Genomic DNA, 14975 nt, shown 5'->3' on the forward strand with positions numbered 1-14975 from the left:
GTGTTCAAGTGCCCGGCGGCCAGACCCGCCATTACCCGACGCCGACCGAACAGATCCGTGAGGTGGTCCCATGACGCGGCCAGACGACGAGTTCCCCCCACTCGACGTCACTTCGACGCTCAATCTCGGTTCGCTCGACGAAGTGCTGGAGGGGCCGGATACCGATGTGGTGCCGAGCCGGATGTCCGGTTCGTTGCCGCCGGGTATGGCGCTGCTGGTGGTTCGTCGAGGCCCGAATGCGGGTGCCCGGTTCCTGTTGGACCACGATGTGACGACCAGTGGCCGGCACCCGGACAGTGACATCTTCCTGGACGACGTGACGGTGTCGCGTCGGCATGCGGAGTTCCACCGCGATGGTGGGACGTTCACGGTGCGGGACGTGGGCAGCCTGAATGGCACGTACGTCAATCGTGAGCGGGTTGAGGCGGCCACGTTGAGCAATGGTGACGAGGTCCAGATCGGTAAGTTCCGGGTGGTGTTCATCGCCGGTCCGCGCCCGGAGGAGGAGGCCGGCCGGGGGTGAACGAGCCTGCGGCCTCCATGTCACCCGGGGCGGCTCGGTCTGAGCCGCTGATGAGCATCGGTGAGGTGCTTGGGCAGTTGCGGGTGGATTTTCCGGATACCACGATTTCGAAGCTGCGGTTTCTTGAGGCCGAGGGTTTGGTCGAGCCGCAGCGGACGGCGGCGGGTTACCGGAAGTACAGCTGGGACGATGTGGCGCGGTTGCGGTTCGTGTTGACCGCGCAGCGGGACAAGTACCTGCCGTTGCGGGTGATCCGGGAGCAGTTGGCCCAGTGGGATTCGTCCGGTGAGCAGCCGGGGCGGTCGCGGCCGGCGTTGGTGGCGGTTGGTCCCGATGGTGCGGTGCCGGGTCGTGAGTTGGCGGAGCCGGCCGAGTCGTCGCAGGTGCGGCTCGGCCGGGCGGATCTCGTGGCGCGCAGTGGGATCGACGAGTCGACGTTGGTGGAGTTGGAGCGGCTCGGTGTGCTGGTCTCAGATCCGCCGGGGTGGTATGACGCGGATGCTCTGATCATTGCGTCGGCGGTGGCGGGGTTGGCGGCGTACGGCTTGGAGCCGCGGCACCTGCGGGGTTATCGGACGGCGGCGGACCGGGAGGTCGGTTTGTTCGCGCAGTTGGTGGCCCCGTTGGCGCGGCAGAGTGATCCGGCGGCGCGGGCGCGGGCGGCGGAGACGGCGCGGGAGTTGGTGGCGTTGTCGGAGCAGTTGCACGCGGCGTTGGTGCGGGTGGGGCTGCGGTCGACGTTGGGTCGGTGAGGGTGCCCGGTGGGTGGCGGTTGAGCGGAAAGATCTCTTCCGGGAAGCGTGCCGTAGGCTTGCCGGGGTAACCCCTTTTCGGCGCGGGCGTGGTGCTGTAGCGCATGGGACGGCCGTGTTGCGGTCCGTGTACCGTGCAGGGAAGGGCGCGGTGCGGCGTAGGTGACAACGACACGGAGGCGGCGGTGCGCGAGCTGAGCGTGGTCGGAGTTCGGGTGGAGCTGCCCAGCAACCAGCCGATCGTCCTGCTCAGGGAGGTCGAGGGGGACCGCTATCTGCCGATCTGGATCGGCGCGGTCGAGGCCACGGCTATCGCTTATGAGCAGCAGGGGGTCAAGCCGGCCCGGCCGTTGACGCATGATCTTCTGCGGGATGTGTTGGCGGCGTTGAAGGCGCCCTTGCAGGCGGTGGAGATCACCGAGCTGAAGGAGAACGTCTTCTACGCGGATCTGTTGATCGGCGATGGGGTGCGGGTGTCGGCGCGGCCGAGCGATTCGATCGCGTTGGCGTTGCGGGTTGGTGCGCCGATTCGTTGTGCGGAGCAGGTCCTCAGCGAGGCGGGGATCGTTATCCCTGATGAGCAGGAGGACGAGGTGGAGAAGTTCCGCGAGTTCCTGGAGCAGGTGCGTCCGGAGGATTTCGCGGGCTGAGGTGTGCCCGTGCTCGGTTGGTGATCTTTCTCGGTGGCTGCGCGGCGTGTCGCGTCGGTTCCTCCGTGGTAACCCCTGACGGTGGCGATAGGGTTTCCATGTCGAGGGGTGCGCGTCCCGGAAACGATGCGTCGCCACACTGACGGGGAGGTTGTCCGGATGCACGAGCCGCGGGATTCCGATCCGGGTGCAGAGTTCGACGAGTCGGGTGCCTCGTCGCCAGGTGTGGCGGCTGAGGGTGACGGTTCGGTTGGCTACCGGGGTGTGACGGCCTGCCACGCGGTGGGCATCAGTTACCGGCAGTTGGATTACTGGGCGCGGACGACGCTGGTGGTGCCGAGCGTTCGTGATGCTTCGGGTTCGGGGACGCAGCGGTTGTATTCGTTCCGGGACCTGGTGGTGTTGAAGGTCGTGAAGCGGTTGTTGGACGCGGGGGTGTCCCTGCAGAACATCCGTAAGGCGATCGAGGCGTTGCGGTCGCGTGGTGTGGAGGATCTGGCGGGGATCACGCTGATCTCTGATGGGACGACGGTGTACGAGTGCCGGTCTCCGGAGGAGGTGGTCGACCTGTTGCAGGGTGGCCAAGGGGTCTTCGGCATCGCGATCGGTGGGGCTTTCAAGGAGATCCAGGGGTCGTTGTCGCATCTGCCGGCGGAGCCTGCGACGAGTGGCCCGGTGGAGCCGGCGGTGGTGTCTGGCCCGGATCCGGTGGGTGACGAGTTGGCGGCGCGGCGCGCGCGGCGGCGGGCCGGCTGAGCGTTCCAGCTTCCGGGTTTTTTCCGGTTGGTTTTCTCGCGACCGTCGGTGACGGTTCCAGGGTTTGTTCGGCTGATGCGGTCCACTGTGGATACTGTGGGTGTCGTTTCGGTGGCCGATTGTGGAGATACCCATTGGTAGCGGTTACGTAGCGTGGTGTCGTTTTGTCGGGAATCCGATAGGGGGGCGCTGACCGGAGGCGGTCGACACGCTATGGTCCCTCACGGTTCTGGACCCTTCATCCCCGGAAGGAACGACCGTGACGGTTACGGAAGAGACTGCTCCCGCCTCGCACTACGACCGCATTGGCGGTGCCAGTTCGGTCAAGGCGGCGGTTGAGCTGTTCTACGACAAGGTGCTCGCGGACCCGGAGTTGGCGGGCTACTTCGCTGACGTGGACATGGCCGGTCAGCGGCGGCACCTGGCGTTGATGTTGACTGTGGTGCTGGGTGGCCCGAACGAGTACACGGGTCGCGGGTTGGCCGAGGCGCACCAGCCGTTGAACATCACGGTGGAGCACTACGCGAAGGTGGGCGAGCACCTGACGGTGACGTTGACCGAGTTGGGGGTGCCGGCGGACATCCTCGCCGACGTGCAGACAGTGCTGGGGCAGGTGCAGGGCCAGGTGGTGGCTGCCGGGAACAGGTCGGGCGCCTGAGCGTGGACGCGGCTCGCCTCAAGCAGAGCTGGTCGGTGGTCGCCGGTCACGGCGACCAGGTGCCGCTCTACTTCTACTCGACGTTGTTCCTCGCTCATCCTGAGACGCGGCAGATGTTCCCCACGAACATGGCCGGTCAGCGGGACCGCCTCGTGACCGCGTTGGGTCACATCGTGTCCAACGTGGACCAGGTGGATCGGCTGGTGGGTTTCCTGCAGGATCTCGGCGCCGATCACCGCAAGTTCGCGGTCCGCGCGGAGCACTATCCGGCGGTCGGTGAGGCGCTGGTGGCGACGTTGCAGCATTTCCTCGCCGAGCAGTGGACCGACGAGTTGGCTGCGGACTGGACTGCCGCGTACGGGTTGGTCGCCCAGGTGATGATGGAGGCCGCGCAGGCCGCTGAGGCGGTCAATCCGCCGTGGTGGGTGGCGGAGATCGTGGCCCATGAGCGGCGGGCGTTCGACGTGGCGGTGTTGACGGTGCGTCCGCAGTATCTGTTGCCGTTCACGCCGGGTCAGTCGATCGGGGTGTCGCACCCGTCGGTGCGGTCGTGGCGGTACTACTCGCCGGCGAACGCGCCGCGGGCGGACGGCACGTTGGAGTTGCATGTGCGGGCCGCGCCGGGTGGCGCGGTGTCGTCGCGGCTGGTGTACGGGTCGGCGGTGGGCGATCGGATCCACCTGGCGGCGCCGGTGGGGGACCGGCTGGGGTTGCGGTCGGCGGGCTCCAGTGACCTGTTGCTGTTGGTTTCGGGTACTGGCTGGGCGCCGGTGAAGGCGTTGGTGGAGCAGGTGGCCGCGGAGGGTTCCCGTCGGCGAGTGGACCTGTACGTGGGGGCCCGCTCCCGTAGCGAGTTCTACGACAGTGACGCGATGGACAAGTTGGCGTCGTCGTATCCGTGGTTGACGGTGACGTACGTGGTCGGTGCCGACGTGCACCGGCCGGGGGAGTTCGTCCAAGCGGTGGACCGGGCGTTGGCCGACGGTGACTGGCGGTCCCGGCACGTGTTCGTGTGTGGGTCGGACGAGATGGTGTCGCACGCGGTGCGGACGTTGGTGCAGGCGGGTTACCACGCGGGTCAGGTGCACCACGAGGGCCTGGGCGCGCAGTGGTACGGCCCGGCGTGGCGGACGGCGGTGCAGCAACCGGCTGCGGGTGACACTTCGGGAGGTGGGCACAGGTGAGCGCGAGCAGTGAGCTTGCGAGCCCGGCGGTCGCGAACGGAGGTCTGCACAGGTGAGTGCGACGCCGATCAGTCGGTATGACGGGGTGCAGGTTTCCGGCGGTGTGCAGGTGCGGATGACCGCCGACCGGGTTCGGCGGTGGGAGTTCGGTGCGGCGTCGTTCGCTCGGCGCGGTTACGACAACGCCGACGTGGACCGGTTCCGGGTGCAGGTCGCTGACGAGTTGGACCTGTTGGCGACGCAGATCGCGACGTTGCGGGCGGAGAACGAGCGGCTGACCGACCGGGTGGAGTTGCACCGGCACGGGGTGATTCCGAGTACGGGCGCGGCGGCGAAGGTCCCGGCGGCGCGGGAGGTGAATCTGCTGTCGGCGGCGCAGCGGGAGGCCGAGCAGATCATCGCGCAGGCCCATGACTACGCGCGTCGGGTCGCCGAGTACGCCCGGGTGCAGTACGAGAGTTACCTGCACGCGGCGGAGGCGGAGGCGAAGCAGGAGGCGGAGCGGGCGGTGGCGGAGTACCGCAGCGCGGCGGGGTCGAGCTTCGACGACACGGTGGCGACCCGGGAGGCGTTGCGGATCTTCGGCGAGATGATGGTGTCGCACATGCAGGCGGCGGCGCGGCATCTCGACGATGGCAGTGAGCAGTTGGCGCGCACGATGGATCGGATCGCGGCGGAGACGCCGGGGGCGCCGTTCGTGGGTGGCGTGGTGGGCCAGTCGGCGTTGCCGCGGCACCAGCAGCGCTGAGTGGTCGCCGGGGTGGGGCTGCTAGCAGGTCTCGTCGTGATGGGCGGGAGTGCTCATTAGAGTGCTTGGTGCGGGCGTGAACTTGAAGGAGTGGGCGGCGGCCACCGGCGTCTCGTACGCGACCGCGCGGCGGCGTTACGAGGCCGGGGCGCTGCCCGTTCCGACGTATCGGCTCGGCCGGCTCATCATGGTCGGCGAGCCGGTGACGGGCACGCCGGCTGAGGTTGGTCGGGTCGTGGTGTACGCGCGGGTGTCGTCAGCAGACCAGAAGACGGACCTCGACCGGCAGGTCGCCCGGGTGACCGTGTGGGCCACTGGGCAGGGGTTGGCTGTCGATAGTGTCGTCACCGAGGTTGGCTCCGCCCTCAACGGGCATCGCGAGAAGTTCCTCGCCCTACTGCGTGATCCTGCCGTGACAACCATTGTCGTCGAGCACCGCTACCGGTTCGCTCGCTTCGGCGCCGAATACGTCGAGGCCGCGCTGAGCGCACAGCGCCGCCGCCTACTGGTGGTGGACCCCGCTGAGGTGGATGACGACCTCGTCCGGGACATGACCGAGACCCTCACCTCGCTGTGCGCACGCCTACACGGTCGCCGTGCCGCGGCGAACCGAGCTCAGCGCGCGGTCGAAGCGGCTACAGAGGGACCGTCGTGAAGACGTTGCAGGCGTACCGGTTCGCGTTGGACCTGTCACCGCGCCAGGAGCGGGCGGTCCTCGCCCACGCTGGAGCGGCTCGGGTCGCGCACAACTGGGCCCTGGCTCGCGTGAGGGCAGTCATGAGCCAGCGCGCTGCCGAACGCACTTACGGCGTGCCAGACGAGCTGCTGAGCCCGCCGATTTCGTGGTCGCTGCCGTCACTGCGTAAGGCGTGGAACGCCGCCAAGGATGAGGTCGCACCGTGGTGGGCGGAGTGCTCGAAGGAGGCGTTCAACACCGGTCTCGACGCCCTCGCGAGGGCGCTGAAGAACTGGTCTGACTCGCGCAAAGGTGCTCGTAAGGGTCACGCGGTTGGGTTTCCCCGCTTCAAGTCCCGGCGGCGCAGCACCCCGACGGTCACCACCGGCGTGATGCGGATCGAGGCCGACCGCCGGCATGTGGTGCTACCCCGGCTGGGCGCGCTGCGGCTGCATGAGTCGGCGCGCAAGCTGGCTCGGCGGTTGGAGGCGGGCACCGCGCGGATCATGTCCGCGACGGTGCGGCGCGAGGGCGGCCGCTGGTTCGTGTCGTTCACCTGCCAGGTCGAGCGCGCCGTGCGTGCACCAGCCCGGCCTGGCTCGATGGTGGGGGTGGACCTTGGTGTGAAGCACCTCGCGGTGCTGTCGACTGGCGAACGGGTGGCCAACCCGCGGCACCTCGTGGTGGCCGCGCGCCGGATGCGCCGTCTGGCCCGGGCGGTGAGCCGATGCGTCACTCCTGACCGTCGGGTGCGTCGGGTCGGGTCGAACCGCTGTCCCGGGCGCAGCAAGAGCTTTCGCGGGCGCACCCGCGCGTCGTCGGGCTACGCCGCGACGGTTTACACCAGTTCACCACCCGGCTGACCCGCGAGCACGGCACTGTCGTGGTCGAGGACCTGAACGTCGCGGGCATGTTGCGTAACCGCCGGCTGGCCCGGCACGTCGCGGACGCAAGCTTCGCGGAGGTCCGGCGTCAACTGACCTACAAGAGCGAGTGGAACGGTGGGCGGCTGGTCACCGCCGGCCGGTGGTATCCGTCGAGCAAGACCTGCTCCGGCTGCGGCGCGGTGAAAACCGAGCTGACCCTGGCCGAGCGGACCTACACCTGCACCGCCTGCGGGTTGAGTCTCGACCGGGACCTCAACGCCGCACTCAACCTCGCCGCCCTCGCGCGTGAGGTAACCGACGACCGGAGTGGCCGGGAGTCGCTAAACGGACGTGGAGCCGACCAGAAGACCCGCAGCCGCGGGCAGGTGGCTGTGAAGCGTCTACCCGGCACCGCGCGAGCGGGCCAGGCCGGGACCGTCCCACCGCAAGGCGGGACTACCGCACAGCGCTCACTTCTGAGCACTCGCCGGTAACGGTGCGCTGACGTGGACCCCACCCGGCGCGCTGGCGGCGGTGGCATAGTCGGAGGGGCCAGGCGGGGCTGACCGGTGGCCCGCCCCTGGGAGAGGCACCATCGTGTCGGTATCACCGTCCCCACCCGGCGGGTCAGCGGACCCGCTGGCCGCGTTGGAGGCGTCGGCGTGGGCGCTGGCGGCCGCGGTCGGCACCATGAGTGACGCCCTGTCGGCTCCGCTCGCCGAGGTCCTCGCGGCGTCGCCGCACCGCAGCGCGGTGCTGCAGGCCGCCGGTCTGCTGTCCTGGGAGGGTGGGACGCCGGTCGCGCACCCGTCGCTGGTGCCCGCCGACGGGCCGACCGGGCGCAGCGCGGTGCAGGCGCGGTTGAGTTCGCTGCGGCAGGCGGTCGCCGCGGCGGCGCAGGAGCCTTCCGGCGGGGGTGGGGTCGGCTGGGCGCAGGTGGACGACGAGGTGTTGCTGCATCAGGGTCGGGCGTCGGCGGCGACCGGCCGGGCGTTGGCGACCCGGGTGGTGCCCGAGTTGCCGGGGTTGGCGGAGCGTTTGGACTCGGCGGACGCCCGGGTGTTGGACGTGGGCACGGGTGTGGCGGCGTTGGCTGTCGCCCTGGCCCGCGCGTTGCCCCGGGTGTCGGTGGTGGGTATCGACGTGCTGCAACGGGCGTTGGACCTCGCGGTCGGGGAGTTGGCCGAGGCCCGCGATGTCGCGGATCGGATCACGCTGCGCCTTCAGGACGTCGCGGAGGTGGCCGAGCCGGGCGGGTACGACCTGGTCTGGGTGCCGGCGCCGTTTCTTCCTCAGCAGACGTTGACGCTCGCGTTGCCCCGGCTGGTGCAGGCGCTGCGACCCGGTGGTTGGCTGGTGGCCGGCACCAATCCGCCGGCCGGGGACCCGTTGCGGGCGGCCGTCGACCGGTGGAACGCGGTACGCAACGGCGGCAACGCCTTCGACGCCGACCGGATGGCGCAGGTGCTGGCAGGGGCCGGGTTGGGTGACGTTCGGCGTTTTCCGACCGTCCCCGGCGGGCCGGTGTTGGTCGCCGCGCACCGCGCGGGCGGCTGAGGGCGACAGTTGGTGCGGCGGGTGGTCAGCTGAGCCGTTGTTCGAGGTGGAAGGTGACCTCGGTGCCGGCGGCGCTCTTACCGATGGTCTTGCACAGGGCGGCGCGGATGGGCAGCCAGTGGGGGCCGGCGCCGGAGGGCATGAGGGTGGCGTTGAACGGGTGCCCGTCGATGGTGCCGGTGACCTTGACGGCGCGTCGGGTGCCGAGCAGGTCCGCGGAGTCGAGCACTGTGACGTAGGTGGCGAACGCGCCGTCTTTCTCGATGGGCGCGGTGAAGCGGTAGTCGAGTGGTTGCGGGTCCATGGGTGGTTCTCCTCGGCGCGGCGGGTGGTCAGCTGGCGGCGGCGCGGACGGCCTCGGCGATCGGGGTGGGTCCGTCGACGAGTTCCAGTGTCGCGCCGGTGGTGCCCGGTTCGTCGAGCAGGGCGGCGAGGACGTGGGCGACGTCGGTGCGGCTGATCGCGCCACGGCCGGCGTGTGGGGTGAGGCTGACCCGCCCGGTGGGTGGGTCGTCGGTGAGCCGGCCGGGTCGCAGCACCGTCCAGGCCAGGTCGCGGCCGCGCAGGTCGTCCTCGGCGGCGCGTTTGGCGCGCAGGTACGCCGCCCACACGTCGTCGGTGCCGGGGGCGGGTGGTGTGTCCACGCCCATGGAGGAGACGAGCAGGTAGCGGTGGACGCCGGCGCGGGTGGCGGCGTCGGCGAGCAGCGCGGCGGCGGCCCGGTCGACGGTGTCCTTGCGGGCGGCGCCGCTGCCGGGGCCGGCGCCCGCGGCGAAGACCACCGCGTCGGCGCCGTCGAGGTGCCCGGCCACCTGTTCGAGCGGGGTGTGTTCCAGGTCGCAGACGACGGGGGTGGCGCCGGCGGCGCGCAGCGTCGCGGTCTGCTCGGGGTTGCGGATGAGGCCGACGGCGGTGTCGCCGCGCCCGACGAGGTGGCGTTGCAACAGCAGGGCGATCTTGCCGTGGCCTCCGGCGATGACGACGCGCATGCGCCCAACCTACCGGCGCCGCGGGGTGCAGGCGGTGTCACCGGCTTGACCTTGACCTTCGGGTAACCCTGAGCCTGGTGGGTGCCGGTCGCCGTGACCGGCTGCGAGGAGGATGTCGACGTGGGGCTGATGACCATCGGGGCGTTCGCCCGGGCGGCGAGGCTGACACCGAAGGCGTTGCGCCTGTACGACCAGGTTGGGTTGCTGGTGCCGGCCGCTGTCGATCCGGAGTCCGGTTATCGGCTCTACGACCCGGCTCAGCTGCCGGTGGCTCGGCTGGTCGCCCAGTTGCGTCGGCTCGGTATGCCGCTGGCGACGATCCGGGTCGTGTGCGGCTTGGAGCCCGCGGCGGCGGCTGAGGCGGTCACCGCGTACTGGCGGCAGGTCAGCGCCGACACCGCGGCGCGTGCCCGGCTCGCCACCCTCCTCGTGGATCACCTGTCTGAAGGGGGCGCCACCATGTCCGACCCGAATCCCACAGTTGCCGTCCGTTGCGCCGCCGGTTGTGACACCGGGCTGGTGCGCGACAGCAACGAGGACACCGCGTACGCCGGCGAGCGGTTGCTCGCCGTGGCCGACGGTATGCGGGGGCCCGGTGGTGCGGCCGCCAGCGCCGCCGCCGTCGACGCCCTGAAGCCGTTGGCGTTCACCGACGTGCCGGCCGCCGACCTGCTGGCGATGCTGGCCGGCGCGGTGAGCGACGCCGACCGCGCCGTGCACGGGTTGGCCACCGACACCGACCAGCCGGTCACCACGCTGACCGCGCTGCTGCTCAGCGGTTCCCGGCTGGCGCTGGTGCACGTCGGTGACACCCGGGCCTACCTGCTGCGCGGCGGTGAGCTGTCGCTGCTCACGCAGGATCACACCTGGGTGCAGGCCCAGGTCGATCAGGGGCGGCTCGACCGGGACCAGGCCGCGACGCATCCGCAGCGCGCGGTGCTGGTGCGCGCCCTCGGCGGCGGTCGGCAGGTCGAGGCGGATCTGGCGCTGCGTACCGCGTTGCCGGGTGACCGGTATTTGTTGTGCTCCGACGGGCTGTCCGCGGTCGTCGACCGGGCCGATCTGGGGTCGGCGTTGGGTGCGACGGACGATCCCGAGGACACGGTGCGGGCGCTGATCGATCTGGCGCGGGCCGAGGGGGCGCCGGACAACATCGCGTGCGTCGTCGCCGACGTCGTCGCGGTATAGCCGTCGTCTTCGCCGCCGACGCCACCCGCGCCGGGTGGGGCCGCCCACCCGGCGCGGGGCTCGGCGTTGGTGAACCGGTTGAGGCAGCATGGAGAGGTGATGGAGAGCTTCGACGCGTTGACCTCGCTGGTGACCGGTGGTGGGGTGGTGGTGCTCAGCGGCGCCGGCCTGTCCACCGAGTCGGGAATTCCGGACTACCGGGGGCCCAGCGGGGTGGCGCGGCGGCACACGCCGATGACCTTCCAGGCGTTCACCCGCGATCCCCTGGCCCGGCGGCGCTACTGGGCGCGCAGCCACCTGGGCTGGCGGCTGATCGCGGGCGCGGCGCCCAACGCCGGGCACCGGGCGGTGGCCGGGCTGCAACACGCCGGGCTGGTCGACACGGTGATCACCCAGAACGTCGACGGTCTGCACGGTGCGGCCGGCAGCCCGTCGGTGATCGAGCTGCACGGCCGCCTCGACGAGGTGACCTGCCTGGACTGCGGCAACCTGACCTCCCGGGAGGAGCTGCATCGGCGGCTGCGCGAGGCCAACCCGGAGTTCGTGGCCCGCGTCGCCGCGGTCAACCCGGACGGTGATGTTGATCTCCCCGATGAGCAGGTGGCGGCGTTTCGGCCGGTGGACTGCGGGATCTGCGGCACGGGGATGCTGAAACCGGACGTGGTGTTCTTCGGTGAGACGGTCCCGGCGCAGCGGGTGGCGCGGTGTTTCGCGGCCGTGGAGCAGGCCCGGTCGTTGCTGGTGCTCGGGTCGTCGTTGACGGTGATGTCGGGTCGCCGGTTCGTGATTCGGGCCGCGAAACGGGGCATCCCGGTCGCGATCGTCAACCAGGGGCCGACCCGGGGTGACGGCCACGCCACCGTGTGCGTCGACGCGCCGCTGGGCGTCGTGCTGCCGCAGCTCGCCGCGCGGGTCGCCACTGGAGCCCCACTCAAGGTGTGACGGCGGGGCCCTGGGGGCCCGGGGGTAGGACATCCGCCGGAAACACCAACGCTGGTAGCGTTGACCATGCCGGTAACACCCACGTGGGAGAGACCGCCCGACAGCACGCAGGGCGGCGCCGAAGGGGCAAATCCTCCCCGGAACCTCTCAGGCAAAAGGACCTCGTGGGCAGGCACTGTGGAGTGCCCCTGCGGGTGCGACAGAGGGGGAGGCCGACACGTCGACCTCGCCCCGGGAGTGCCCCTATGACCGTAGAGCAGTTCGCCACCCGTCACATCGGTCCCGGCCCCGACGATGAGCGTCGAATGCTGGAGGTCGTCGGGCACGACTCGATCGACGAGCTGATGGACGCCGCGATCCCCGAGGTGATCCGCTGGCACGGCACCCTCGACCTGCCCGACCCGGCCACCGAGGCCGAGACGATCGCCGAGCTGCGGGCCCTCGCGGCACGTAACACCGTCGCCGTCTCCATGATCGGGTTGGGGTACCACGGCACGCACACCCCGGCGGTGATCCGCCGCAACGTGCTGGAGGACCCGGCCTGGTACACGGCGTACACGCCGTACCAGCCGGAGATCAGCCAGGGCCGCCTGGAGGCGCTGCTGAACTTCCAGACCATGGTCACCGACCTGACCGGGTTGGCCACCGCGAACGCCTCGATGCTCGACGAGGGCACCGCTGCGGCGGAGGCGATGACCCTGGCGCGGCGGGCCTCCAAGAGCAAGAGCGGCGTGTACGTCGTCGACGCCGACGCGTTGCCGCAGACCATCGCGGTGATCACCAGCCGGGCCGAGCCGCTCGGCATCGACGTGCGGGTCCTCGACGTGCAGCGCGACGAGTTGCCGGCGGAGTTCTTCGGCCTGCACCTGCAGTACCCGGGGGCGTCCGGGGCGGTGCGCGACCACGCGGCGCTCGTGGAGGCGGCGCACGCCGTCGGCGCTCTGGTGACCGTGGCGGCGGACCTGCTGGCGTTGACGCTGCTGCGCGCACCGGGGCAGATCGGCGCGGACATCGCCGCCGGCACCACCCAGCGTTTCGGCGTACCGATGGGCTTCGGTGGGCCGCACGCCGGTTACCTGGCGGTGCGCTCGGGCCTGGAGCGGATGCTGCCCGGGCGCCTGGTCGGAGTGTCGCGCGACGCGGACGGCAACCCGGCCTACCGGTTGGCGTTGCAGACCCGTGAGCAGCACATCCGCCGGGAGAAGGCGACCAGCAACATCTGCACCGCGCAGGTGCTGCTCGCGGTGATGGCCGGCATGTACGCCGTCTACCACGGCCCGGACGGGCTGCGGGACATCGCGACGCGTACCCATCGGATGGCGGCGCGGCTCGCGGCCGGGTTGCGCGCCGGCGGGGTGGACGTCGCGGACGTCGCGTTCTTCGACACCGTCACCGCGACCGTGCCCGGGCGGGCCGCCGAGGTGGTGGCCGCCGCCGCGGACCGTGGTGTGAACCTGCGGCTGGTCGACGCCGACCGGGTGGGGGTGTCCTGCGACGAGACCACCACCGACGCGCACCTGGCGCAGGTGTGGGCGGCGTTCGGGGTGCCCGCGTTCGACGGCGACGTGGACACGGCCCTGCCGGTCGACCTGACGCGCGGCAGCGACTTCCTCACCCACCCGGTGTTCCGCAGCCACCACTCGGAGACGGCGATGCTGCGCTACCTGCGGCGGCTGTCGGACTTCGACTACGCCCTGGACCGGGGCATGATCCCGCTCGGGTCGTGCACGATGAAGCTGAACGCGACCACCGAGATGGAGCCGGTCAGCTGGGCGGAGTTCGCGAACATCCACCCGTTCGCGCCGGACGCGCAGACCGTCGGGTACCGGGAGATGATCGGTCAGCTGGAGTCGTGGCTGGCCGAGGTGACCGGCTACGACGCGGTGAGCGTGCAGCCCAACGCCGGTTCGCAGGGCGAGCTGGCCGGGTTGCTGGCGATCCGCTCGTACCACGCGTCGCGGGGTGAGACGCACCGCGACGTGTGCCTGATCCCGTCGTCGGCGCACGGCACGAACGCGGCGTCGGCGGTGATGGCCGGCATGCGGGTCGTCGTGGTGGCCTGCGACGACGACGGCAACGTCGACCTCGTCGACCTGGACGCGAAGATCGACAAGCACCGGGACGCGCTCGCCGCGATCATGGTGACGTACCCGTCCACGCACGGCGTGTACGAGACGGGCATCGCGTCGTTGTGCGCGAAGGTCCACGACGCCGGCGGGCAGGTGTACGTCGACGGGGCGAACCTCAACGCCCTGGTCGGGTTCGCCAAGCCCGGCAAGTTCGGCGCGGACGTGTCGCACCTGAACCTGCACAAGACGTTCTGCATCCCGCACGGCGGCGGTGGCCCCGGGGTGGGCCCGGTGGCGGTCCGCGCGCACCTGGCGCCGTTCCTGCCCGGTGACCCGCTGGGCGCGCACGTGGACGCCACGCCGGCGATCTCGGCGGCGAAGTACGGGTCGGCGGGGATCCTGCCGATCCCGTGGGCGTACCTGCGGATGATGGGCGCCGAGGGGCTGACCCGGGCCACCGGTGTGGCGGTCCTCGCGGCGAACTACGTGGCGGCGCGACTGCGGGGGCACTTCCCGGTGCTGTACGCCGGCAACAAGGGCCTGGTGGCGCACGAGTGCATCCTCGACCTGCGGCCGTTGACGAAGGCGACCGGGGTGAGCGTCGACGACGTGGCGAAGCGGCTGATCGACTACGGCTTCCACGCGCCGACGATGTCGTTCCCGGTGGCGGGGACGCTGATGGTGGAGCCGACCGAGAGCGAGGACCTGGCCGAGCTGGACCGGTTCTGTGACGCGATGATCGCGATCCGCGCGGAGATCGAGCAGGTGGGTTCCGGGGCGTGGCCGGCGGGGGACAACCCCCTGGCCAACGCGCCGCACACCGCGGCGATGGTCAGCGGTGACGAGTGGTCACACGCGTACCCGCGGTCGGTGGGCGCGTATCCGGCCGGGGTGGACCGGGCCGGGAAGTACTGGCCGCCGGTGCGGCGCATCGACGGCGCGTACGGCGACCGGAACCTGGTCTGCTCGTGCCCGTCGCCGGAGGCGTTCGAGGACTGACGACGCCGCAGCCGGTCGAGGACTGACGACGGCGCGCCGGGGCGGGCGGTACGGCCTGCCCCGGCAGCCGCTGCGACCTGGGCGGGGACGTCCCTTACCGGGGGACTAGCCTGGGTCGACGGCGGCTAAACGGTGACGCTGAGTGGTCGGTCAGGCCACGAGAGCGTGGCGGGCGGGGCCGCGGTGCGGTGCGATGCTGCTGCCGTCGGGAAGCAGCTCGCCGGTGTCCTCGAAGACGATGACACCGTTGCAGAGCAGGCTCCAGCCCTGCTCACGGAAGCAGGCGAGGACCCGCGCGGCTTCCCGGTCGGTGGCTTCAGCGGAGGGGCAGGTCGGTTGGTGCTGGCACATCGGGTTCTCCGGACTGTGGGGGCACTGTGTCATGGTTCACATGACCAGTGACGCACAGTACCAAGCG

The 14975-nt window shown here is 70.8% G+C and carries 17 protein-coding genes and 1 riboswitch; of the genes, 14 read left to right on the forward strand and 3 right to left on the reverse strand.

The window, feature by feature from the left end:
- Positions 1-70: 70 nt before the first annotated feature.
- The 11 genes from odhI (at position 71) to GUI43_RS14315 (ending at position 8370) form a co-directional block, all read left to right on the forward strand.
- Positions 71-523, forward strand: coding sequence for an oxoglutarate dehydrogenase inhibitor Odhl (odhI, locus tag GUI43_RS14270; RefSeq protein WP_007071101.1), 453 nt, complete (start codon positions 71-73; stop codon positions 521-523).
- A 50-nt stretch (positions 524-573) separates the two neighbouring features.
- Positions 574-1275, forward strand: a complete 702-nt coding sequence (gene ftsR, locus GUI43_RS14275) for a transcriptional regulator FtsR (protein WP_181518541.1) — start codon at positions 574-576, stop codon at positions 1273-1275.
- A 185-nt stretch (positions 1276-1460) separates the two neighbouring features.
- Positions 1461-1925 carry a bifunctional nuclease family protein gene (locus GUI43_RS14280; protein ID WP_030327706.1) on the forward strand — a complete coding sequence of 155 codons (465 nt, stop codon included), beginning with the start codon at positions 1461-1463 and terminating at the stop codon, positions 1923-1925.
- A gap of 159 nt (positions 1926-2084) precedes the next feature.
- Complete coding sequence (locus GUI43_RS14285) at positions 2085-2681, forward strand: MerR family transcriptional regulator (protein WP_112587035.1); 597 nt, start codon at positions 2085-2087, stop codon at positions 2679-2681.
- A 259-nt stretch (positions 2682-2940) separates the two neighbouring features.
- Positions 2941-3339: a group I truncated hemoglobin gene (locus GUI43_RS14290; RefSeq protein WP_112587033.1), complete on the forward strand. Its 399-nt coding sequence runs from the start codon at positions 2941-2943 to the stop codon at positions 3337-3339.
- Between the two features lie 2 nt (positions 3340-3341).
- Positions 3342-4523, forward strand: coding sequence for a globin domain-containing protein (locus GUI43_RS14295; RefSeq protein ID WP_112587031.1), 1182 nt, complete (start codon positions 3342-3344; stop codon positions 4521-4523).
- A gap of 52 nt (positions 4524-4575) precedes the next feature.
- Complete coding sequence (locus GUI43_RS14300) at positions 4576-5271, forward strand: DivIVA domain-containing protein (RefSeq protein ID WP_112587029.1); 696 nt, start codon at positions 4576-4578, stop codon at positions 5269-5271.
- 76 nt (positions 5272-5347) lie between these two features.
- The gene (locus GUI43_RS14305) at positions 5348-5926 is read left to right on the forward strand and encodes an IS607 family transposase (protein WP_112698998.1); all 579 of its coding nucleotides are present in this window, start codon (positions 5348-5350) and stop codon (positions 5924-5926) included.
- Positions 5923-6810: an IS607 family element RNA-guided endonuclease TnpB gene (gene tnpB, locus GUI43_RS34915; protein ID WP_211326693.1), complete on the forward strand. Its 888-nt coding sequence runs from the start codon at positions 5923-5925 to the stop codon at positions 6808-6810. Before GUI43_RS14305 ends, tnpB begins: the two co-directional genes overlap by 4 nt.
- On the forward strand, positions 6720-7307 hold the full coding sequence (locus GUI43_RS34920) for an RNA-guided endonuclease TnpB family protein (RefSeq protein WP_211326701.1): 588 nt from the start codon (positions 6720-6722) through the stop codon (positions 7305-7307). Before tnpB ends, GUI43_RS34920 begins: the two co-directional genes overlap by 91 nt.
- 103 nt (positions 7308-7410) lie before the next feature.
- The gene (locus tag GUI43_RS14315; protein ID WP_208646741.1) at positions 7411-8370 is read left to right on the forward strand and encodes a class I SAM-dependent methyltransferase; all 960 of its coding nucleotides are present in this window, start codon (positions 7411-7413) and stop codon (positions 8368-8370) included.
- A gap of 25 nt (positions 8371-8395) precedes the next feature.
- Here the strand turns inward: GUI43_RS14315 and GUI43_RS14320 are convergent, their stop codons facing one another.
- Both GUI43_RS14320 and GUI43_RS14325 read right to left on the reverse strand, forming a co-directional pair.
- Complete coding sequence (locus GUI43_RS14320; protein ID WP_112698999.1) at positions 8396-8674, reverse strand: DUF1905 domain-containing protein; 279 nt, start codon at positions 8672-8674, stop codon at positions 8396-8398.
- A 28-nt stretch (positions 8675-8702) separates the two neighbouring features.
- The gene (locus tag GUI43_RS14325; RefSeq protein WP_112699000.1) at positions 8703-9359 is read right to left on the reverse strand and encodes an SDR family oxidoreductase; all 657 of its coding nucleotides are present in this window, start codon (positions 9357-9359) and stop codon (positions 8703-8705) included.
- A 120-nt stretch (positions 9360-9479) separates the two neighbouring features.
- On the opposite strand from GUI43_RS14325, the gene GUI43_RS14330 reads away from it, so the two are divergent.
- From GUI43_RS14330 to gcvP, 3 genes are all read left to right on the forward strand, one after another.
- Positions 9480-10547 carry a MerR family transcriptional regulator gene (locus tag GUI43_RS14330; RefSeq protein WP_112699056.1) on the forward strand — a complete coding sequence of 356 codons (1068 nt, stop codon included), beginning with the start codon at positions 9480-9482 and terminating at the stop codon, positions 10545-10547.
- Positions 10548-10646: 99 nt separating this feature from the next.
- Positions 10647-11489, forward strand: a complete 843-nt coding sequence (locus GUI43_RS14335) for an NAD-dependent protein deacetylase (RefSeq protein WP_112699001.1) — start codon at positions 10647-10649, stop codon at positions 11487-11489.
- Between the two features lie 74 nt (positions 11490-11563).
- Positions 11564-11662: riboswitch (glycine riboswitch) on the forward strand.
- A gap of 72 nt (positions 11663-11734) precedes the next feature.
- On the forward strand, positions 11735-14557 hold the full coding sequence (gcvP, locus tag GUI43_RS14340; protein WP_112699002.1) for an aminomethyl-transferring glycine dehydrogenase: 2823 nt from the start codon (positions 11735-11737) through the stop codon (positions 14555-14557).
- 150 nt (positions 14558-14707) lie between these two features.
- On the opposite strand, the gene GUI43_RS14345 is transcribed toward gcvP, so the two are convergent.
- The gene (locus GUI43_RS14345; RefSeq protein ID WP_007460326.1) at positions 14708-14908 is read right to left on the reverse strand and encodes a DUF5999 family protein; all 201 of its coding nucleotides are present in this window, start codon (positions 14906-14908) and stop codon (positions 14708-14710) included.
- Positions 14909-14975 lie beyond the last annotated feature (67 nt).

The organism is Micromonospora noduli (genome assembly GCF_003264365.1).
Lineage (GTDB): Bacteria > Actinomycetota > Actinomycetes > Mycobacteriales > Micromonosporaceae > Micromonospora > Micromonospora noduli.